A 21081-nucleotide genomic window follows, 5' to 3' on the forward strand; every position below is an offset into this window, starting at 1 on the left:
ATTACAGTGTCGCGGCGAAAGTCAGCTGTGGCGAACTGCAATTCACATAGATGACAGTGAAAAGCGTGGATAAAAAAGGGATAAGCACCACAAATGCTTATCCCTCTTCTTGTCGACCTTAGCGTTGTGCCCTTGTCACCTGCTGCCAGTTAGCCGCTATTCGATTCCGTTCTGCTGCGCTCGGCAAACAGCCAGCGTTACCTAACGATTGAGCTCAGGGTTGTTCATCAACCGGGCATAGAAGGCCAGCAAACCGTGGCGCAGGCGAACCCGCTCTGCCAACCAACCGCCAGCAACAGCACCCGTTACCCCGCCAACCAGCAACAGCTGCTGCCAGTAGTGCAGCAACCCCTGATCACCGAGCGAGAGCCAGCCCAGCAGCATGGTTGCGGCCACCAGCAACAACAGCGGACTGGCGGCAATCCCTAACCAGAGCGCCACCAACACTCCCCGGCCAACCCCTTGTTGCAGCACGCTTTCGCGTTCCCTGTACTCCAACTCCCTGCACTCTTCCCTGTACTCTCGCTTGTTTGGCATCATTTGCATCCATTTGTGGCTTGGCACAACAAAAGCACACCAACAAGACAAAATGTCAACAAAACAGAATTCGATTGCACAAATATCAACCAAAAACTACCAAGAAGCCTCTTCAGATCATGAAAAAGCTGCCTTTGGTACAAAACACGGCCATTAGAGATGGAAAACAGGTGCATTCATGGCGGATTATCACTATTCTGCTTCGGTTGCCAGCCAACACTAAAAATTGAAAATGGCATTGCGTAACGAAATAAATACAGCTTTCGTCAGGTTTTGGCTACGCACTGCGGCCTGCTCAGGATGAGCCCAACACCGACCAGAGACAACAGAGACGTAAGGACAGACCCATGGATTTGAAACAAGACGGTGAGGAGCTGAAGCGCGGCCTTAAAAACCGCCACATTCAGTTGATTGCTTTGGGCGGCGCCATCGGCACCGGCCTCTTTCTGGGCATTGCCCAAACCATCAAGATGGCAGGCCCCTCAGTCCTGCTGGGTTATGCCATCGGCGGCTTTATCGCCTTCCTGATCATGCGCCAGCTCGGTGAAATGGTGGTGGAAGAGCCGGTAGCCGGTTCATTCAGCCACTTTGCCTACAAATACTGGGGTGAGTTTGCCGGTTTTGCGTCCGGCTGGAACTACTGGGTGCTCTACGTGCTGGTGAGCATGGCCGAGCTGACCGCGGTGGGCATCTACGTCCAGTACTGGTGGCCAGAGATCCCGACCTGGATGTCGGCAGCCTTCTTCTTCGTGCTGATCAACGCCATCAACCTCTCCAACGTCAAAGCGTTTGGCGAAATGGAGTTCTGGTTCGCCATCATCAAGGTGGTCGCCATCATCGGCATGATTGGCTTTGGCGGCTATCTGCTCATCTCCGGTGCCGGCGGACCCGAGGCAAGCGTCACCAACCTGTGGGCTCAGGGCGGTTTCTTCCCCAACGGCATCAGCGGTCTGGTGATGGCAATGGCGGTGATCATGTTCTCCTTTGGCGGTCTGGAGCTGGTGGGCATTACCGCCGCGGAAGCGGACAACCCCGAGAAGAGCATCCCCAAGGCCACCAATCAGGTGATCTACCGGATCCTGATCTTCTACATCGGCGCCTTGGCCATCCTGATGTCCCTCTACCCCTGGGGTAAAGTGGTCGAAGGCGGCAGTCCGTTCGTGATGATCTTCCACGCACTGGACAGCGATCTGGTCGCCACCGTGCTCAACATCGTGGTGCTGACGGCGGCGCTGTCGGTCTACAACAGCTGCGTCTACTGCAACAGCCGCATGCTGTTCGGTCTGGCCAAACAGGGCAACGGCCCGAAAGTGCTGCTCAAGACCAACAAGAGCGGTGTACCGCTGGTTGCCCTCTCGGTCTCTGCCATCGCTACCCTGCTCTGCGTGCTGATCAACTACCTGATGCCGGGCAAGGCCTTCGGTCTGCTGATGGCGCTGGTGGTCTCCGCACTGGTGATCAACTGGGCGATGATTAGCCTCGCGCACCTCAAGTTCCGCAAGGCCAAGGTCGCAGAAGGCGTCCAGCCCAAGTTCAAGGCGTTCTGGTATCCCTTCGGCAACTACCTCTGCCTCGCGTTCATGGCCGGTATTCTGGTGATCATGTATATGACCCCCGATTTCCGCATCTCGGTCGAACTGATCCCGGCCTGGCTGGTGGTACTGGGCATCGGCTTCGTCATCAAGCGCAAAGGACAAGCCCAAAGCAAGGTCGCAGCCAATCTGGGTTAATGCCCGTAGCTGAGAAAAACAATGCAAAACGCCGATCGCATGATCGGCGTTTTTTGATTGCGCGCAGCACGACTAGCAGCCGTAGCCCTCAGGAAGGCAGTTCTTGCCTTTGATCTTGCCGATGCTCCGGGCTGTTGACGCAACATTCGTCGCGGAAAAAGGCGATGATCTCCTCCAGCACCGCGTATTGAGAGACGCAAAGCAGGGTGCGACTCTCCCGGTTTTGCTTCACCAGCCCCACCGAGACCAGCGCCGCGATATGGTGGCTGAGGGTGGAAGCGGGGATCGCCAGCTGCTTTTGCAGCTCACCCACCGGCAGCCCCTGCTCTCCTGCCTTGACCAGATGCTTGAAGATAAACAGCCGAGTCGGATGACCCAGCTCTTTCAATGCCTTGGCGACCTCTTCCAGTTGCATCTCTGCGCCCTCCACAAATTTGATATTTCGATAATACCAGAAATATCTTGACCGGCCATTCATTTCGATTATTTTGGAAATATAGAAACCAGGTGAGGATACGACAATGAATGAGTGGTTAACCATGCTGACCGATGCAGCCCAGATGTTCCTGTTTCTGGCTGTCGAGCTGTCGGTGCTGTTTCTGGTCATTAGCGCCGGGGTCAGCCTGATCCGCCAGAAGATCCCCGACGAGAAGATCCAGCGGATGCTGGGGGCCCGCCACGGCAAGGGCTATCTGCTCTCTGCCCTGCTCGGCGCCGTCACCCCCTTTTGCAGCTGCTCTACCATCCCCATGCTGAGAGGGCTGCTCTCGGCCAAGGCTGGCTTTGGCCCCACCCTCACCTTCCTGTTTATCTCGCCACTGCTGAACCCCATCATCGTCGGCTTGATGTGGGCCACCTTTGGCTGGAAAGTGACCCTGCTCTACGCCGTGATCGCTGCCAGCGTCTCCGTCATGGCGAGCATGCTGCTCGACAGGCTCGGGTTCGAGCGCCATGTCATCGACCCCAAAGAGGCCACCCCCTCTTGCGGTAGCGGCTGTGGCCCGGCGACCCGCGCCACCACTCAAGCACATTGCAGTGACAACCAACGCAGCGCCATTCGTGCAATCAAACCCCTCAACGGGGCAGCGTGCTGCCCGGCACCGCAACCAGAGATGGCAGAACAGGCCACCCTCTCCTGCTGCGGCGATGGCACGGCAACCCTGACTCGTGCGCCACAGCTCCCCACCGCCTGGGTCAAAGCTCGCCTCGATGCCTGGCAGCAGTTCAAAGCGGTATTGCCCTTCCTGCTGCTGGGGGTGCTCATCGGCTCGTTTATTTACGGTTTTATTCCGGCCGAGTGGATCGCCGCCCATGCTGGTGCCGACAACCCGCTGGCCATCCCCTTCAGCGCCATCGTCGGGATCCCGCTCTACATCCGTGCCGAGGCCGTGATCCCGCTGGCGTCGGTACTACTGGGCAAAGGGATGGGAATGGGCGCAGTCATGGCGCTGATCATCGGCAGTGCCGGTGCCAGTCTGACCGAGGTGATCCTGCTCAAATCGATGTTCAGAACTCCGATGATTGCGGCCTTCCTTACCGTGATCCTCGGCATGGCGATCCTGATGGGCTACCTGATGCAACTGCTGTTTTAAGTCGCCCATCATTAAACAGACAGGGTGTTAAGCCAGCTGAGTGTGAAACCATCAGGCTTCCCATAGACAAAACGCCGATCAACTGATCGGCGTTTGTCTATTCCGTACGGCAATCTGCAACCGGCGTTACAGATATTGCCCGACGATGGGGAGCAGATCCTCGACGTCACGGGCGATATGGTCGGGTTGGTGTTCCCAGCGCTCCGGGGTCGCGCGGCTATAGGCGACAGCCACCGAGATCACACGGCTCTGCTCGCCAAGCGCCCCTTGCAAATGACGGGCAAACTGCACATCCGCTTCATGATCACCGATATAGATGAGCGACGGACACCTGGCTGGGCCGAAGATAGACTCCAGACATTTGAGGCCGCCGAAAGGGTGTTTTTTGCTACTGTGCGGGCACGTCATCGTAGCCAGCCACGGCCTTGAACTGGCTGTTCACACCATGCAGTTCAAGCTCCCGGAGAAGGGTTTTTAGGCGTTTTTCGAACAAATGCCATGGGAAATGGCAGAGAAATGGTCAATCACCACCTCCAGCTCCTAAAAAATGCACCTAAGTCCCTGTCTCTCCTGATGTTTGGCTCACAGACTGCCAGCCTGCACCATCTCGTCCCGCGACAAACCGTAGTAATCCCTATAGAGATCCTGCCAGTTCTTGGCGGCGTGATTGGCATGGTGATACTCCGCTTCGCTGCGCAGATAACGAGGTAACTGATCGCCGGTCAGATGGGGGGCGACTTCAGCCAGGATCTGCTTGGCGATATCGATATTCTGCGGCACCGAATTGACCAGGGTGCCGTCATAATTCCATAAAATCGCCCCCAACTTAATTGCCTTACCTGTATCGCTGCGTGGCTATAAGTCATGCGATGTTACTTGGCTTGCGTCCCCCGCCAAACCGTTGCGATGGAAGATGTGTAGATGCCCCTGCTAGGCGCAGAACAGTTAATGAGCAACAACACAATAAAATGAGCAGCCTCTGCCATACTCAGACGATGCATTCCGTTATGGTAAAACCGGAGCCTGATCATGGTAACCAACACACCTCACACTACAGATACCGAAGTTGAATTTACCGACAACGTCCAGTTGGTATCGACCACCGATCTCAAAGGGGACATCACCTACGCCAACCCGGCGTTTTGTCAGGTGGCAGGCTATAGCCTTGAAGAGATGCTGGGACAACATCACAACCTGGTACGCCACCCAGACATGCCCAAGGCGGCATTCGCCGATCTCTGGGCCCATCTAAAAGCGGGCAAGCCGTGGCGGGGCATAGTCAAAAACCGCTGCAAGGATGGTAGCTATTACTGGGTTGATGCCTATGTCACCCCGATCTATGAAGATGGCAAGATGGTGGGTTACCAATCCGTTCGTTGCCGACCCTCCGCAGAGCACAAAGCGCGTGCCAACAAGATGTACAAAACCCTTAAGGCACGCGAAACCGGCTCCGCCATTCACATGGGGCAGCGCCTGCTCACTCCGGCCATCATGACCATACCCCTGCTGCTGCTCAGCGTGATCAGCGCGCTCTGGCTGCTCACACCACTGCAGGCGCTCTGGATCATCATTCCCCTATTGGCCACCCTCTGGTTCAACCGTAATGCGCTCTTCCTCACACCGCGATTCTTGCAACAGCTTGAGCAGGACTACGACAGCATCAGCCGCCTGATCTTCTCGGGGGATGCCCCCCACAGCATTGCCGATTTCCATATCAAGCTCTGGCAAGCCAGAATCCGTACCGTGCTGGGAAGAGTCGATGACACCACACTCTCGCTCAATGCCATGGCCAACAATTTGAGTGGTTCGGCCGCACTGGCCAGCAGGGATATCTCCTCACAGGATATGCAAATTCAGCAAGTCGCCACCGCAGTTACCCAGATGGCATCAGCTGCCGAAGAGATCAGCCGCAATATTCAGGACAGCAACCAGCAGATCGAAGAGGCGCGCAACCATTGCATCACCACCAGCAATCAGCTTTCCGATGCGGGAGAAGAGATGTCGGCACTGGCTACCCAGGCAGAGCAGGCCTTCCAGTCAGCCGTCGAGCTGGCAAGCGAGTCCGAACGGATCGGCAGCATCATGAGTGAAATTCGCGGGATTGCGGATCAAACCAACCTGCTGGCACTCAATGCCTCCATTGAAGCAGCGCGGGCGGGCGATCAGGGACGCGGCTTTGCAGTGGTGGCTGACGAGGTACGCAGCCTGTCGACCAGAACCCATAGAGCAACAGAGCAGATCCAGAGCAGCATTGGTCATATCCAGCAAACCCTCGGGGGATGGAAAGAGATGATGCATCTCAATGTGACCAGAACCAATGATTGCCTCGCAACCACTCGGGCAAGCACCGGCAACCTGAATCAGGTCGTGATCGAAATAGACAAGGTCTCTGATTTTTCCAATCAAGTTTCCGCTGCAGCGACCCAGCAGCAAGCGGTGATCGAGGAGATCTGTCGTAATATCAATCAGATATCCTCACTTTCTCACGATAACAGCCTCAAAATCGATCAGGTCAGTAAAACCAGTGCCAACTTGCAGAGCAAAGCGAGCCAGCTCAAGGACCTAAGCCGGACATTCGGATAGCAGCATGCAGATAAAGTCCATGTAAACGAAGGGCCACCCGTCTGGGTGGCCCTGTTGTTTATACGGCTTAACTGTTGCTCCTGGACGCCACTTACTTGGCGTAATCCTCAGTCGGGATACAGGAGCAGAACAGGTTGCGATCCCCGTAGACATCGTCGATGCGGTTCACAGAGGGCCACAGCTTGCTGGCGCGCACGGCGTCGGACGGGAAGACCGCCTCGGCGCGGCTGTAGCCACGGGACCACTCTGAATCCATCACGTCGTCCTGGGTGTGCGGCGCATGGACCAGCGGGTTGTCGGTGAGGCTCCAGTGGCCGTCCTGCACCTTGGCGATCTCGGCACGGATGGCGGTCATCGCCTCCACGAAGCGGTCCAGCTCGCGCTTGGATTCCGATTCGGTCGGCTCGACCATCAGGGTACCCGCTACCGGGAAGCTCATGGTCGGCGCGTGGAAGCCGTAGTCCATCAGCCGCTTGGCCACGTCCATCTCGCTGATGCCGGAAGCTTCTTTGAGCGGGCGGATATCCAGGATGCACTCGTGGGCCACCCGACCGTTGCGCCCGGAGTAGAGCACGGGGAAGGATTCACCCAGCTTCTTGGCCAGGTAGTTGGCGTTGAGGATGGCCACCTGGGTGGATTTCTTCAGCCCCTCGTCGCCCAGCATGGCGATATACATCCAGCTGATGGGCAGGATGCTGGCCGAGCCGAACGGTGCCGCCGACACGGCGCCGTTGTCACGGCTCTCCTTGTCGGTCTTGACCACGGCGTGACCGGCCACGAACGGTGCCAGATGTTTCTTCACGCCGATGGGGCCCATGCCCGGGCCGCCACCGCCATGAGGAATGGCAAAGGTCTTGTGCAGGTTGAGGTGAGATACGTCCGCCCCGATAAAGCCCGGTGCCGTCAACCCGACTTGCGCATTCATGTTGGCGCCGTCCAGATAGACCTGACCACCGTGCTGGTGAACGATGTCGCACACCTCCTTGATGGTCTCCTCGTACACCCCGTGGGTGGAGGGGTAGGTCACCATCAGACAGGAGAGCTGATCCCCCGCCTCGGCGGCCTTGGCGCGCAAGTCGTCGAGATCCACGTTGCCGGACTTGTCACAGGCAGTGACGATCACCTTGAGCCCCGCCATCTGGGCAGAGGCCGGGTTGGTGCCGTGGGCAGAAGCCGGAATAAGGCAGATGTCGCGATGCCCCTCGCCGCGGGATTCATGGTACTTCTTGATGGCCAAGAGACCAGCGTACTCGCCCTGAGCACCTGAGTTGGGCTGCATGCAAACCGCATCGTAACCGGTCACCTTCACCAGCCAGTTTTCGAGGTCGGCCAGCAGCAGTTGGTAGCCCTTGGCCTGCGCCAGCGGAGCGAACGGGTGCAACTTGCCGAACTCGGGCCAGGTCACCGGGATCATCTCGGCGGTGGCGTTGAGCTTCATGGTGCAGGAGCCGAGCGAAATCATGGCGTAGTTGAGGGCCAGGTCTTTCGCTTCGAGACGGTGGATATAACGCAGCATCTCGGTTTCGGAGTGGTACTTGTTGAACACCTCGTGGGTCAGCACGGCATCGGTGCGCAGCAGATCCTGCGGGATAGCGTGATGGGCCTGAGCCGCCTTGTCGAGAGCCTCGATATCGAGCCCATGACCTTGACCGAGGAAGAGATCGAACAGCTCGGCCACATCAGCGCGGGTGGTAGTTTCAGAGAGTGACACCCCTACCGCGCCATCTAGGTCTGCACGAAGGTTGATGCCGAGCCCCTCGGCCTTGGCGATCAGCGCGGCCTTGTCAGAAGTCTGCACGGTCAGGGTATCGAACCAGCTGGCATGCTTGAGGGCCACGCCCTTGGCCTTGAGGCCAAGCGCCAGAATGGTGGTGAGGCGGTGCACGCGGGAGGCGATGGTTTTCAGCCCCACCGGACCGTGGTAGACGGCATAGAAGCTCGCCATGTTGGCCAGCAGCACCTGAGCGGTACAGATGTTGGAATTCGCTTTCTCGCGGCGGATGTGCTGCTCGCGGGTCTGCATCGCCATGCGCAGGGCGGCCTTGCCGCGGGCATCCTTGGAGACACCGATGATACGGCCCGGCATGGAGCGCTTGTAGGCATCGCGGGTAGCGAAGAAGGCGGCGTGGGGGCCACCGTAGCCCATGGGCACACCAAAGCGCTGGGCGGAGCCCAACACCACGTCGGCACCCAGCTCACCCGGGGATTTGAGCAGCAGCAGAGAGAGCAGATCGGCGCTGACACAGGCCAATCCTTTCTGGGCCTGTACCGCGGCAATCAGGGCGCGCAGATCTTTCACCTCACCTGTGGTGGTGGGGTACTGGAACAGGGCACCAAACACCTCTTCGCTCACTGCATCGCTCGCGGCGCCAACCGCCACGTCAAAACCGAAGTGAACCGCGCGCTCCTTGACCACATCGATCACCTGCGGGTGCACATCATCGGCCACGAAGAAGAGGTTGGATTTGGACTTGGCCATCCGCTTGGCCAGCGCCATCGCCTCGGCGGCGGCGGTCGCTTCATCCAGCAGGGAGGCGCTTGCCAGATCCATGCCGGTCAGATCCAGCGTCAGCTGCTGGAAGTTGAGCAGGGCTTCGAGACGGCCCTGTGCCAGCTCGGGCTGATAGGGGGTGTAGGCGGTATACCAGCCCGGATTTTCCAGCACATTGCGCAAAATGACGTGGGGCACATGGGTATCGTGATAACCCATACCGATATAGCTCTTGGCAATCTTGTTCTGAGCGGCATAGCCCTTGAGCTTGGCCAGCGCTTCCACCTCGGTCATGCCGGCACCGATCCCCAGCGGACCCGGCAGGCGAATGGCGGCGGGCACGGTCTGTTCAATCAAATCGTCCAGGCTTTCGGCCCCAACGGTCGCCAGCAGCTGGCGCAGCTCTTCCTCGCCCGGGCCGATATGGCGGCGGACAAAATCGGTTTTTTGCTCGAGTTCAAACAGTGACTGGGTCATTTCCCTATTTCCTGATAAATAAGTCCTGGCATGACATCCTGATAACCAAGACCTGATGTTCCTGATCGTCGGCTGATACCGACTCCACTCATGTTCTGGGTCCCGCAGACAGGGTGCGGCACCGGATGCTGCGGCAGCATCAAGAGGGGATCGCCTTGTTGCGAACCGGCCTGTTTGCCCCCTAGGCACCTAGACTGGCAAACGGCAGGCGCGGGCGACTTCACCCTTCCACCGGCCGGCGCTTGCCCGGCTGGTGGTCATACAAAGGGGCCCTGCTGTGTTGGCAGGGCCCGGGGGCATTACTCTTCGTCCACCACGTTCTGATAGCCTTCGGCATCCAGCAGGTTGGCCAGCTCGCTCTCGTCATCGAGCTTGATTCGGAACAGCCAGCCAGCGCTGTAGGGATCGGAGTTGACCAGCTCGGGGCTCCCTTCCAGCTCTTCGTTGACGGCAATGATCTCGCCGCTCACCGGGCTGTAGATGTCGGAGGCCGCCTTGACCGACTCGGCCACGGCGCAGTCGTCACCGGCGCTGACCTGCTTGCCCACTTCCGGCAGCTCGACAAACACCATGTCACCCAGCAGCTCCTGGGCGTGCTCGGTGATACCGACCACGGCCTCGCCGTTGGCTTCAACACGGATCCACTCGTGGGAAGTGGCATATTTCAGTTCGCTCGGGATATGGCTCATTTGTGCTTCCTTTGATCTTTGAGTCGCGTTTAAAAACGAATATGAAAAGGGATGGGAGAGGCACAGCCCTCCCCCAAAACGGTATTAAACCAGCTTCTGGCCGTTACGGACGAAAGCGGGCTTGGTGACCTTCACGGTGACCAGCTTTTTGCGGATCTCCACCTCGGCCAATTCACCGATATCGCGGGGCACCCGTGCCAGGGCAATACTGTAGCCCAGGGTGGGGGAGAAAGAGCCGGAGGTGATCACACCTTCCCGCTTCTCACCGTTTGCCGCTGTGAAGGTGACCGGCATACCGGCACGCAGCACCCCTTTCTCTTCCATCACCAGCCCCACCAGCTTGGGCTGGTTGCCCGCCGCTTTCTGGGCTTCCAGCACGTCACGGCCGATGAAATTTCGATCGCTCGGCTCCCAGGCGATGGTCCAGGCCATGTTGGCGGCGAGTGGAGAGATTGACTCGTCCATATCCTGACCGTATAGGTTCATGCCCGCTTCGAGGCGCAGGGTATCGCGGGCACCGAGGCCGCACGGGGCGACGCCGTTATCCAGCAGTGCCTGCCACAGCTCGCAGGCTTTCTCTTGCGGCACCACGATTTCATAACCATCTTCGCCGGTGTAGCCGGTAGTGGCGATAAAGAGATCGCCAGCCTGCACGCCGAAGAAGGGTTTCATCCCCACCACGGCGGTACGCTGAGCGGCGCTCAGCACGGCTGCGGCCTTGACCTTGGCGTTGGGGCCCTGCACCGCAATCATCGCAAGCTCGGGACGCTCGGTCACTGTGATATCGAAATCGATGGCGTGATGGCGGATCCAGGCCAGATCCTTCTCGCGGGTAGCGGAGTTGACCACCAGCCGGTAGAAGGTATCGGTTAGGTAATAGGTGATGAGGTCATCGATGACGCCGCCTTCCGGATTGAGCATGCCACTGTAGAGGGCCTTGCCGGGGGCTGTGAGTTTGGCCACGTCGTTGGCCAGCAGGTGTTGTAGAAAGGCTTTGACCCGTTCGCCGGTCAAATCGACGATGGTCATGTGGGAGACATCGAACATACCGGCATCGCTGCGCACCGCGTGGTGCTCTTCCAGCTGGGAGCCGTAGTTGATGGGCATTTCCCAACCGTGGAAGTCCACCATCTTGGCGCCGGCTTCCAGGTGTTTGGGATGCAGTACAGTAGTCTGGATCATCGCATTCTTTCCTTAGCAAAAAGCCTTTTCGCTTTGGCGACCACCCTTGCGACCCGCGCCACCGCTCTGACTGCACTACGTACAGCAAAAAGCGACCGGATCCAAAAGTGTGTGCTCGCTCCTGCCCTTGCCAGGCAAGAGGGATTCCTTGAACGGAGCGGATTATATGACAAGCAGGCGAGCGTGCCGCTCAAAAAAAACTAATCCCCTCCCGTAAAACTGACTCCAGACACTAAGATAAATGCAGTGATAAAAACAGCTATAAGCCGACTCAGGCGAGATTAAATTTTGATTTTTACCGTTTCGTCACAATTTGCAGAAAAACGTTTCGCTCCAGAGCAAAATTAAAGGCTGACACCCAAAACGGGTCATCAGCCTTGTCGGATTACTTTTGTTGTCAAAAAACGCGAGTAATATTAGTTTTTTTCACCCTTGGCCTGCATGGTACTGCCCTTGGTCGCAGCAACAGCCCAGTCAGGACGGGCCAATGCGGGCAACTCGCCCTCCAGCCCCATAGCGGCGCGGATCACCCCCTCCTTGAAGGGCGTCAGCAGATTGGCCGCGCGCAATCCCACGCCCCGCACCAGCTTCTTGAGCGGGTTGGCCCCGCTGAACAGCCGCTTGAGCCCCTCCATCGCCGCCAGCATGCGAGCCGCTTCGCTCTTGCGCCAGCGCTCGTAGCTGCGCAGGTTGGCGAGCAGGCCGATATCCTCACCCGCGGCATGATTTTGCAAGATCTGCTCCGCCAGCGCGGCAGCATCCAGCAGGCCAAGGTTGACCCCCTGCCCCGCCAGCGGGTGGATGGTGTGGGCGGCATCTCCCACCAGCACCAGCCGCTCGCGGGCAAAGTCACGGGCATAGCGGGCGGTAAGAGGAATCGCGCTGCGCGGCCCCTCCACCTTGCACAGACCGAGCCGGGCATCGAAGGCGGCGGTAAGCTGGCGATTGAACTGCTCGTCATCGCAGGTGCAGAGCGCCTCGGCGCGGGCCGCAGGCAGCGACCAGACGATGGAACAGAGGTTCTCCTGCCACAGCGGCAAAAAGGCGAGCGGACCATCCGGGGTGAAGATCTGGCGAGCAACAGCTTCATGGGGTTCGGCGCAGCGCACCGTCGCCACCAGCGCGTGGTGGCCATAATCCCAGCTGGTAAGCGGGATATCAGCCTGACGGCGCACCCAGGAGTGGGCGCCATCGGCAGCCACCACCAGTTTGGCCGAGATGGCCTGACCATCTTCAAGAAGCAGCAGGGCGCCCGCCGGGCCGCTCTGCAGGCTCTTGGCTCTGGCGGGGGTCAGCAACTGGATATTGCTGGCACCTTCAATTGCCTCAAGCAGCGCCAGCTGGATCACCCGATTCTCGACGATGTGGCCGAGGTTGGCCTGACGCAGGCTGGCGGCATCGAAGTCGATATGGCCAAAACTGTCCTGCTCCCACACCGCCATCTTGTCGTAGGCCTGCAGGCGGCGCGCTTCAATGCCGTCCCAGGCGCCGACATGGCGCAGGATCTGCTGGCTGGCCAGACTCAGGGCGCTGACCCGGTTATCGGCCACCTCCCCCAGCTGCGGGTCGGGCAGTTGTCCCTCCACCACCAGCACCTTGAGGGCGCTATGTTTCAGGGCCGCAGCGAGCCCCAGCCCCACCATGCCGCCACCGACAATCACCACATCCACATTTTGCATCTGCATCTGCATCATCTCATCCTTTCAGGGCTGACCGGCTGGCCAGCGAGGGGACGCCCGCAGGCATCACCTCTTTATTCAATAGGTTTTGATCAACGAATGGTGGTCAACAGGTTCCACTCAACAAGTGCTGGCTAGTTGCCGCACACATCGGCGACAAAGCCCAAGGTGCGCGAGGCAAGCGGCGCCTTGAGGCACGGGAATCGCCCCATCAGGGTGAGCGCCAGATTGCGCCCCGCCACCAGCGGATCGTGACCATTGGAGAAGAGCTGGGCCAGCGAAGAGGTGAGCCAGACGGTCTGCTCCTGATCGCGCTGACGCTGCTGCCAGTAACCGCTCAGTACCTTGAAGCTGCCGATATCCTCCCCCTCTGCCAACGCCTTGGCTACGCCGCCGGTAAGCAGGTCGAGGTCCCGCATCCCGAGGTTGAAGCCCTGTCCGGCGATAGGGTGCAGGGCGTGGGCGGCATTACCGACCAGCACGGTACGCTGGGCCAGCGGATAGTCGCAGGCGGTCAGAATGAGCGGATAGACATTACGCACGCCACATCGCTCGAAGCGACCGAGCCGCCAGCCAAAGGCCTGCTGCAGACGGGCAAGAAACGCCACCTCATCGAGGGCCATCAGCTCATCCACCTCATGCTGCCCGACGCTCCATACCAGAGAGGAGAGCCCCTCCTGCATCGGCAACAGGGCCAGCGGCCCCCCTTCGGTAAAGCGCTCGAAGGCGCGTCCTGCAGGGTCTTGCGCCGTTTTGACCGTGGCGATGATGGCGTGCTGCTCAAAGTCGTGGCGGGTCACCGGCAACTTGAAGTGTTGACGCACAAAGGAGTTGCCGCCGTCTGCCGCCACCAGCAGGCGGGTCTCAATCTGTTCACCGCCCTCAAGGGTGAGGGTCACCTTCTCCTCATCGGGCACAATCTCGCTCACCCGGGCCGGACAGCAGACCCGGATATTGGGAGAGGCCGCCATCGCCCGTTGCAGTTCATGACCGGCAGCGGCAAGCTCGATCACCTGGCCCAGCGCGGGCAGACCGTATTCGGCAGCCGACAGGCGAGCCTGACCGAAGTGGCCCCGATCCGAGACATGAATCTGGGTAATGGGGGCGCAATGGGGGGCAAACAGCGGCCAGAGTCCGCGTCGCAACAGCGCATCACAGGTACCGGCCGAGAGCGCAATGGCGCGGACGTCGAACCCTGAATGGGTGTGCTGTTCGGGGACGCTTGCCTCCAGCAGCAGGATCTCGAGGGGGGAGCCATCGGATCGAAGCAGGGCGGCCAGCGAGAGGGCCAGCACGGCACCGCTCATTCCACCGCCGACCAGGGTGACATCGACCTGTCGCACATCAGATTGAGACATAAGCAGAGAGGAAGAAGTGAAAAAGGTGGCCTCATGCTATCACAAAGCCGCTGGCCGAATGCGAGGTCACCGGCAAAAAACCGGTTGCGCCTCACAGGGTTAGCCACCACAAGGGAATAAAAAAGAGCGCCATCAGGCGCTCTTGCAGATTCAGTTAGGATCGCGTTGACCCGCGCCTCAATGAAGGGTCGGCGGCGCGCTCGGGGTATCGGGGCGCTTGCCAAACTCTTCGAAGGCCATCATGACCCCCAGTTTGACGTGTTCGTAGAGCACCAGGAAGGAGGCTTCGTTCTCGTCATCTTCCTGATCGAACTCGGCAGAGACCTGAGTGATGCTGGCGATATCCTGGATCATCTCCTGCAGCTCTTCCGACGCGCGGGAGAGCTCCTGCTGCACCACGCCGAAACCAGCCAGAAACGCCTGTGACCAGTCCACCAGCGAATCGATGCGCTCGTCGAGGGGGGCATCATCACTTGGCAGCAGCAGCTCGACGCCTTTCTGGGCCATCAAGCTCTCGACTACATTGTGATAAAGATCGGTCATCACCTGGCGCACCGGGGCCGGCAGGCCGAAACCGTCGTTCACCAGATCGTTGAAATGGGGCACCCAACTCTTGTCGTCCAGTGCCACACCGCCGCACACCAGACCGCAGATCACACCATGTGCCTCTACTGCGCTGGCCATCAGCTCATGTTGTTCCATGATGTCGGCCACTGCCGCATATTTAAGGGGGTTCGTTTTGCTCATCGAGGATCCGCTCAAAGTTCAGTCAAATTTGCAGAATTAATGGTCAGGATCCTAGCATTCTCCCTCTTGCAGAGCCAGCAAGGCCTTGAAACTTATGCATCTGCGCTATATAGTCCCGCCCAGTTGTCCACGTGGATAAAGGCGGAAATCAGCTCCGCCGTATTGAGGAAGGCATGAGCACAGAGGCCGTAGAAATCGTCATTTTGGGACGTCCCTACAAGGTATCCTGTCCCTTGGGACAGCAGGATGCCCTGCGCCAGGCCGCCGAGCAGCTGACCGACAAGTTGATCGACCTGCGTCAACGCTCCAAAGTCTCCAGCAACGAGCAATTGGCTATCATGGCAGCGCTCAATTTCTGTCATGAGCTCTGCCTTGAAAAAGAGAAGAACCACCAATACTCTGAGACCATGGACAAGCGGATCAAGATGCTGCAGCGCACCATCGAAGCGGCCCTGATCGAGCACGGACAATATGGTGATTCCAGCGAAGAGGGGCAACAGCCCTAATCGCAAACCGTTTTAAAATTCCCTGGGATGTTTGTCAGCCGGTTCAAGTCCCCGAGCCGATATTCATACCAAACAGGGGATCTGCCTTCTGGCTATTGCGCATGCTCGGCACGACCGAGAAGCCTGCGGTCAGATCCGATCCCCGCCTTGAACCGACGGTTCAAGGGCCCAAACCGGCAACGGCATCTCGGGGTACCAACAGCAAAAGCCCGTCACCAGCGTGACGGGCTTTTTCTTTTCCGGAATTAACCTCACAACATCGATCACTACATCAAGCCAATGCGATCTCCTAGCCCGCTCTCCGGATAAAACAAAGCCCACCGCTGAGGGTGGGCTTGCTCCAGATGCAAAGAGAGCGGCAGATCAAATTGCCATCTGCTCGTGGGGGGAGCCATGGTGGCGTAACCAGACAAAACTCAGCGCCACGATCAGCACCATCAGGGTCATGATGGCACCCAGAGTCACCTGACCGGTCATCGGGAAACCGGCCGCCAGCAGGGTCACCACACCGGCCCCCAGATTCTGCATCCCGCCGAGAATGGCACCCGCGGTACCGGCCTGACCCGGGAAGGGCTCGATGGCACAGGAAGTGGCGGTCGGGTAGAGAATACCGCTACCGATGAAGTAGACAGCCGCACCACCGACCAGCGAGGCGGCACTCACCACCCCGAACAGCCCCGGCACCAGAATGATGAGGGAGCCGAGCGCCAGAAAGGCGATCCCCAGACGCATCAGCTTGCCCTGAGTCAAACGGAAGCTCAGCTTGGCAGAGAGCCAGGCCCCGAACAGATAGCCGGGCAGCGGCAGCACGAACAGCACGCTCACGGTACGGGCGCTCAGTTTCAGCACATCGCCCAGCAGCACACCGGCCGCAGCCTCGAACACTGCCAAACCGGCAAAGGTCGCCATCAGGCAAAGCAGGTTGCCCTGAAACTTGGGGTTGCCCAGCACATGACGATAGGCAGCACCGACGCGCAGCGGCTGACGGGCAGCAGCAGGCAGCGTCTCACCAAACCAGGCCATGATCGCCAGAGTGGCTACGGCACCAAAACCGAACAGGAACCAGTAACCGGCGCGCCAGTTGAACAGCTCGGTCAGCCATCCCCCCAGCACCGGTGCCAGCAGCGGGGAGAAGATCACCCCCATGCTCACCAGACTGTTGGCGCGGTTGAGCTCGGCGCCGTTGTAGCGATCGCGCATCACGGTACGGCTCATGGCGCCACCGGCACCGGTACCCAGCCCCTGAATAAAGCTGCCCACCAGCAGGGCGGCAAAATGGGGGATGACCTGAATGATCAGGGTGCCTACCAGAAACACCATCATGCCGACGATCAGCACCGGGCGACGGCCGATGCGATCCGACAACGGCCCGTAGACAAACTGGGAGAGGCCATAGGGGATCAGGTAACAGGCCATCACCGCCTGTAACTGGCCCGAGGCCACATTGAAGTCCCCCGCCATCATGGGAATGGAGGGAACATAAAGGGTCTGGGTCATCTGGCCCACAGCGACCATCAGAATGGTCAATAAAAACAACGGATAAAAACTGTGCCGATCCATATCAGTCCCAAAAAAATCGAAAAAATGCTGCCGCACCTCTGGCACAAAATGGCCCAGAGGAATCTGATCACAGAGGCTGTGATGCAATCAAAAACAGTGTTGGAAACAGTAGGCGGGGAGCCCGCCAAGCCACCGCACAGGACGCTTGGTGGTATGGGGGCATCATAGTGATTCAGCTCACAAAAAACGAACGAATCTTTATAATCGGCTTGCCTTAGTTTTTCTAATATTACGGGGCTTTACGCCCCGTCAGCAGTTAAAAATCAACGGGTTACCATCTGCTGCGCCTGCTTGATCAGCTCATCGGGCTGCTCCTTGCGTGGCGGTATGGTGATCCCCTTCTGGCAGGCAGGTTTCTCTGCCATGCGATCCATCCATGCTTGCAGATGGGGCAATCCCTCAATGGAGATGCCGCTCCAGTCATAAATACGCACCCAGGGCCAGGTGGCAATATCGGCGATGCTGTACTCGTCCGCCAGATATTCGTGATGGGCCAGATGGCTGTCGAGCACCTCGAATAGACGGCGCCCCTCTTTCTGATAGCGTTCGATGGCGGCGGGGATCTTCTCGGGGAAATAGCGGTAGAAGACATTGGCCTGCCCCATCATGGGTCCTACCCCGCCCATCTGGAACATCAGCCACTGGATGGCCTGAGAGCGGCGTTTGGGATCAGCGGGCAGCAACTTGCCCGCTTTCTCCGCCAGATAAATGAGGATGGCCCCCGACTCGAATACGGCGAAATCGTCGTTATCCCGATCGACGATAGCCGGAATACGGCCATTTGGGTTGATGGCGAGAAACTCGGGCTTCTTCTGATCCAGCGCCGAAAGATCGAGAGGAATGACCCGATAGGGCAAACCCAGCTCTTCGAGGGCGATCGCCACTTTGAAACCATTGGGGGTCGCGGCGGTGTAAAAGTCGATCATGATTCACTCCTTGTTGGTCATAGCCAGATTGCACGGTTGGAACAGGGTGCAACACCATAGCCGCCTCATCTTGCAACAAGTGACCGGCTCCAGACCATTAAAAAGCGGCGCACCGTAGGCCAAACAAGGCCACGGTGCGCCGCTGGTGCGCTCTGGCAATGGTAAATGCTAGTTGAGCATGGCGACCGGCTTGCGCTGGCGCAGCATGATCAGGCGGGAAAGCAACGGGAAGTAAGACTCCAGTTTGCGCAGCAGCACCCGGCTGCAGGCAGGCTCGGCCAGCTCAGACTCATCCAGCACGATGCCGTTTGAGACAAAATAGAAACGGGGGTCACGCACATCCGGCCCACAGACCGTCAGCTCCTTGTCTCCCTTGCGGATCAGCAACGGCAAGACCGGCAAACCGATCGTCTCATCCTCTCCCCGGGTAAATCCGGCATCCTGCCAGGGCGCATCGCCGTCGATCAGCAGGATCGCCGCCTCCGTCTTGGCCGGTTGCCACTGGGCAAGGGGGGTCACGGTGATGTGGGCAAAGTGATCACCATACTCGGGTGATGACCGCAAGATGGCCAACAGTCCCTCGCTGGCCGCAGACACGTTCTGACTCACTAATGACAAATTCATGGCTCATATCCCTATGCTCATGACAGCCTGTATCCGGCTGCTGGGATAAGACTAGCGCAGATCTGGTCTATATTGGAGCCGTCAGATCTGGCAGTCGCAATCAATTAGTCGTAGGGGGATAACAGTTGCCATCGCACAAAATACTGGTATCATACCGCGTCCTGTTATCCCCCGTTCTTTAACATCCAGTGGTGAACCTATGCATCCGATGCTGAATATCGCCGTGCGCGCTGCGCGCAACGCCGGTCAAGTTGTAGTAAAAGCCTTCTCCCAGCCCGAGAACATTGAGGCTATCCAAAAAGGCAGCAATGACTTCGTGACCAACGTTGACCGTGAAGCCGAAGCGGCCATCATTCACACCATCAAAAAATCTTACCCGGAGCACAGCATTGTTGCTGAAGAGTCTGGTGAGATTGCCGGTACCAATCCGGACTATCAATGGATCATTGACCCACTGGATGGCACGACCAACCTGGTCAAAGGCATTCCGCACTTTGCCGTCTCCATCGCCCTGCGTGTCAAGGGCAAGACTGAACAAGCCGTTGTTTACGATCCCATCCGTGACGAGCTGTTTACTGCTACCCGTGGTAGCGGCGCCCAGCTGAACGGCTACCGCATTCGTGTCGGCAAAGCCAAAGAGCTGGCTGGCACCGTGCTGGCGACCGGTTTCCCCTACAAGCAAAAGCACCACATCGAGTCCTACCTGAAGATGTTCCAGAGCATGTTCATCGAATGTGCCGACATCCGTCGCTCCGGCTCTGCCGCACTGGATCTGGCCTACGTGGCTGCCGGTCGCGTCGACGGTTTCTGGGAAATCGGCCTCAAGCCCTGGGACACCGCTGCCGGTGAACTGCTGGCCAAAGAAGCTGGCGCCATCGTCACCGACTTCGTAGGTGGTCACAACTACGAAAACTCCGGCAACATCGTGGTTGCCAACCCGCGTGTCCTGAAAGAGATGCTCGGCAAGATCCGTGAAGAGCTGCCGGAGTCCCTGGCGAAATAAGCCAGCCTTCGAGCAGACAGATAACAAAACCGGCGCAAGCCGGTTTTCTTGTATCTGTTATCCGAACACCAAGGCAGACATCTACAGCTGATTTAAAAGAGTTCGCGATGCATCCCCACTTGCCTCTCAACATCCACTTCAGCCATTTGCAGACAACCCCTCTTGCCCCCCGCCTTTGGCTACCGATAAGAGTTCCCATGTGGTTGCCTGGATAAACTCTTTCCAGATTTTCAGATAGCGGCAATCGCCCTGCAGACATGGACAAGGGGCGGCCGAATCGATGTAATGCCACCATCCACTTTGCACACCTTGAGGTCATGCCATGGACCATCTCTCAGCTCTTCCTCCGTTATCCTGGTCACAGCAACTGCGCAGCCAGATGCAAAGCCGCCCGCTCACTGCTCTCGGCCTCTTTATCGCGCTGGCTGCCGTCTTGTTGCTGCTGTTGCAGAGTCTCATCATGCTCGCTACCGGCGAGGTGACCAGCGGCGTGCGCTATGGCCTGATAGGTGGTGCCGCCGGGTTTGCCGCCACCGCCATCGGCGCCCTGCCCGCTCTGTTTCTACGCTCGGTACCGCAAAAAGTGGAGGACACCATGCTCGGCTTTGCCGCAGGCATGATGCTGGCGGCCAGCGCCTTCTCCCTGCTGCTGCCGGGGCTGGAGGCTGCCGAGGGGATCACCGGCAACGGCTTTAGCGCCGCCGCCGTGGTGGTTGTCGGCATGACCCTCGGGGTGCTGTTGATGCTGGGGCTGGATCAGTTCACCCCGCACGAGCATGACAAAACCGGCCCCTGCGGCCCCGGCCACGAGAGCTGCTCCCGGGTCTGGCTGTTCGTCTTTGCCATCGCCCTGCACAACCTGCCGGAGGGGATGGCCATCGGGGTGAGCTTCTCGCAGGGGGATATGTCGGTGGGGCTGCCGCTTACCACTGCCATCGCACTACAGGATATTCCGGAAGGATTGGCGGTGGCGCTGGCCATGTGCGCCGCCGGTTTTCGCCCCTCTGTCGCGGTGCTGGTTGCCATCGCCAGCGGCCTGCTCGAACCGGTTGGCGCCCTGCTCGGAGTGGGGCTCTCCAGTGGCCTTGCCATCGCCTACCCCATCGGACTTGGGCTCGCCGCCGGCGCCATGCTGTTTGTGGTCTCGCACGAGGTGATCCCGGAGACTCACCGCAACGGTCACCAGACCTATGCCACCCTCGGTCTGATGGCAGGCTTTGCCCTGATGATGACCCTCGATACTGCGCTCGGCTAAAGGCACTCTCCCCTCCTCATCAATGCTTTTTGTCACCTGCGGCCTCCCATATGGAGCGCCGCGCTTCATCTCTCCTTTCGCTTGTGCCTCTCGGCGCCGACGCCATCTTTTGTTATGATCTACAGCAACTTAAATTCAGCCA

19 protein-coding genes and 1 other RNA gene are annotated in these 21081 nt (G+C 58.9%); 7 read left to right on the top strand and 13 right to left on the bottom strand.

Translation table 11 applies throughout. From position 1 onward, the window contains the following. Positions 1-201 precede the first annotated feature (201 nt). Complete coding sequence (locus tag G5315_RS02625; RefSeq protein ID WP_421332332.1) at positions 202-498, bottom strand: hypothetical protein; 297 nt, start codon at positions 496-498, stop codon at positions 202-204. A 386-nt stretch (positions 499-884) separates the two neighbouring features. Between G5315_RS02625 and G5315_RS02630 the strand changes: the two genes are divergently transcribed. Further along, positions 885-2267, top strand: coding sequence for an amino acid permease (locus tag G5315_RS02630; protein WP_201989206.1), 1383 nt, complete (start codon positions 885-887; stop codon positions 2265-2267). Positions 2268-2355: 88 nt separating this feature from the next. Here G5315_RS02630 and G5315_RS02635 read toward each other — a convergent pair whose 3' ends face one another. Beyond that, the gene (locus G5315_RS02635; protein WP_005344826.1) at positions 2356-2682 is read right to left on the bottom strand and encodes an ArsR/SmtB family transcription factor; all 327 of its coding nucleotides are present in this window, start codon (positions 2680-2682) and stop codon (positions 2356-2358) included. Between the two features lie 106 nt (positions 2683-2788). Here G5315_RS02635 and G5315_RS02640 point away from each other — a divergent pair, with 106 nt between their 5' ends. Further along, positions 2789-3859 carry a permease gene (locus tag G5315_RS02640; protein ID WP_266133857.1) on the top strand — a complete coding sequence of 357 codons (1071 nt, stop codon included), beginning with the start codon at positions 2789-2791 and terminating at the stop codon, positions 3857-3859. A gap of 126 nt (positions 3860-3985) precedes the next feature. Here the strand turns inward: G5315_RS02640 and G5315_RS02645 are convergent, their stop codons facing one another. Further along, positions 3986-4150 (bottom strand): hypothetical protein, encoded by a 165-nt coding sequence (locus G5315_RS02645; protein WP_204381166.1) that lies wholly within the window; start codon positions 4148-4150, stop codon positions 3986-3988. Positions 4151-4441: 291 nt separating this feature from the next. Further along, positions 4442-4684 carry an HAD family hydrolase gene (locus tag G5315_RS02650; protein WP_216953957.1) on the bottom strand — a complete coding sequence of 81 codons (243 nt, stop codon included), beginning with the start codon at positions 4682-4684 and terminating at the stop codon, positions 4442-4444. A 204-nt stretch (positions 4685-4888) separates the two neighbouring features. Here G5315_RS02650 and G5315_RS02655 point away from each other — a divergent pair, with 204 nt between their 5' ends. After that, complete coding sequence (locus tag G5315_RS02655; RefSeq protein ID WP_216953960.1) at positions 4889-6442, top strand: methyl-accepting chemotaxis protein; 1554 nt, start codon at positions 4889-4891, stop codon at positions 6440-6442. Between the two features lie 91 nt (positions 6443-6533). Here G5315_RS02655 and gcvP read toward each other — a convergent pair whose 3' ends face one another. From gcvP to G5315_RS02685, 6 genes are all read right to left on the bottom strand, one after another. Continuing rightward, positions 6534-9410 carry an aminomethyl-transferring glycine dehydrogenase gene (gcvP, locus tag G5315_RS02660; protein WP_421332333.1) on the bottom strand — a complete coding sequence of 959 codons (2877 nt, stop codon included), beginning with the start codon at positions 9408-9410 and terminating at the stop codon, positions 6534-6536. 299 nt (positions 9411-9709) lie between these two features. Further along, positions 9710-10099 carry a glycine cleavage system protein GcvH gene (gene gcvH / locus G5315_RS02665; protein WP_005333898.1) on the bottom strand — a complete coding sequence of 130 codons (390 nt, stop codon included), beginning with the start codon at positions 10097-10099 and terminating at the stop codon, positions 9710-9712. Between the two features lie 84 nt (positions 10100-10183). Next, positions 10184-11281: a glycine cleavage system aminomethyltransferase GcvT gene (gene gcvT, locus G5315_RS02670; RefSeq protein ID WP_058056652.1), complete on the bottom strand. Its 1098-nt coding sequence runs from the start codon at positions 11279-11281 to the stop codon at positions 10184-10186. A gap of 416 nt (positions 11282-11697) precedes the next feature. Further along, positions 11698-12966, bottom strand: coding sequence for an FAD-dependent 2-octaprenylphenol hydroxylase (locus G5315_RS02675; protein WP_421332335.1), 1269 nt, complete (start codon positions 12964-12966; stop codon positions 11698-11700). Positions 12967-13094: 128 nt separating this feature from the next. Continuing rightward, positions 13095-14318 carry a 2-octaprenyl-6-methoxyphenyl hydroxylase gene (gene ubiH, locus G5315_RS02680; RefSeq protein ID WP_421332336.1) on the bottom strand — a complete coding sequence of 408 codons (1224 nt, stop codon included), beginning with the start codon at positions 14316-14318 and terminating at the stop codon, positions 13095-13097. A gap of 177 nt (positions 14319-14495) precedes the next feature. Then, positions 14496-15065, bottom strand: a complete 570-nt coding sequence (locus G5315_RS02685; protein ID WP_005346580.1) for a UPF0149 family protein — start codon at positions 15063-15065, stop codon at positions 14496-14498. A gap of 173 nt (positions 15066-15238) precedes the next feature. Between G5315_RS02685 and zapA the strand changes: the two genes are divergently transcribed. Both zapA and ssrS read left to right on the top strand, forming a co-directional pair. Then, entirely contained in the window at positions 15239-15571 is a 333-nt protein-coding gene (gene zapA, locus G5315_RS02690) for a cell division protein ZapA (protein WP_005333910.1), read from the top strand. A 16-nt stretch (positions 15572-15587) separates the two neighbouring features. Beyond that, positions 15588-15769, top strand: a non-coding RNA gene (gene ssrS / locus G5315_RS02695) — 6S RNA. A gap of 165 nt (positions 15770-15934) precedes the next feature. On the opposite strand, the gene emrD is transcribed toward ssrS, so the two are convergent. The 3 genes from emrD to G5315_RS02710 form a co-directional block, all read right to left on the bottom strand. Continuing rightward, a complete protein-coding gene (gene emrD, locus G5315_RS02700) occupies positions 15935-17131 on the bottom strand; it encodes a multidrug efflux MFS transporter EmrD (RefSeq protein WP_005333920.1) in 1197 nt (398 codons plus the stop codon). A gap of 263 nt (positions 17132-17394) precedes the next feature. After that, positions 17395-18057, bottom strand: a complete 663-nt coding sequence (locus G5315_RS02705; RefSeq protein ID WP_005333923.1) for a glutathione S-transferase family protein — start codon at positions 18055-18057, stop codon at positions 17395-17397. Positions 18058-18225: 168 nt separating this feature from the next. Then, positions 18226-18681 carry a hypothetical protein gene (locus G5315_RS02710; RefSeq protein WP_421235863.1) on the bottom strand — a complete coding sequence of 152 codons (456 nt, stop codon included), beginning with the start codon at positions 18679-18681 and terminating at the stop codon, positions 18226-18228. 199 nt (positions 18682-18880) lie between these two features. Between G5315_RS02710 and suhB the strand changes: the two genes are divergently transcribed. Both suhB and G5315_RS02720 read left to right on the top strand, forming a co-directional pair. Next, positions 18881-19684, top strand: coding sequence for an inositol-1-monophosphatase (gene suhB / locus G5315_RS02715; RefSeq protein ID WP_005352992.1), 804 nt, complete (start codon positions 18881-18883; stop codon positions 19682-19684). A 322-nt stretch (positions 19685-20006) separates the two neighbouring features. Beyond that, on the top strand, positions 20007-20939 hold the full coding sequence (locus tag G5315_RS02720; RefSeq protein ID WP_005361496.1) for a ZIP family metal transporter: 933 nt from the start codon (positions 20007-20009) through the stop codon (positions 20937-20939). Positions 20940-21081 lie beyond the last annotated feature (142 nt).

It is taken from the genome of Aeromonas sp. 603607 (genome assembly GCF_049171595.1).
Taxonomy (GTDB): domain Bacteria; phylum Pseudomonadota; class Gammaproteobacteria; order Enterobacterales; family Aeromonadaceae; genus Aeromonas; species Aeromonas veronii.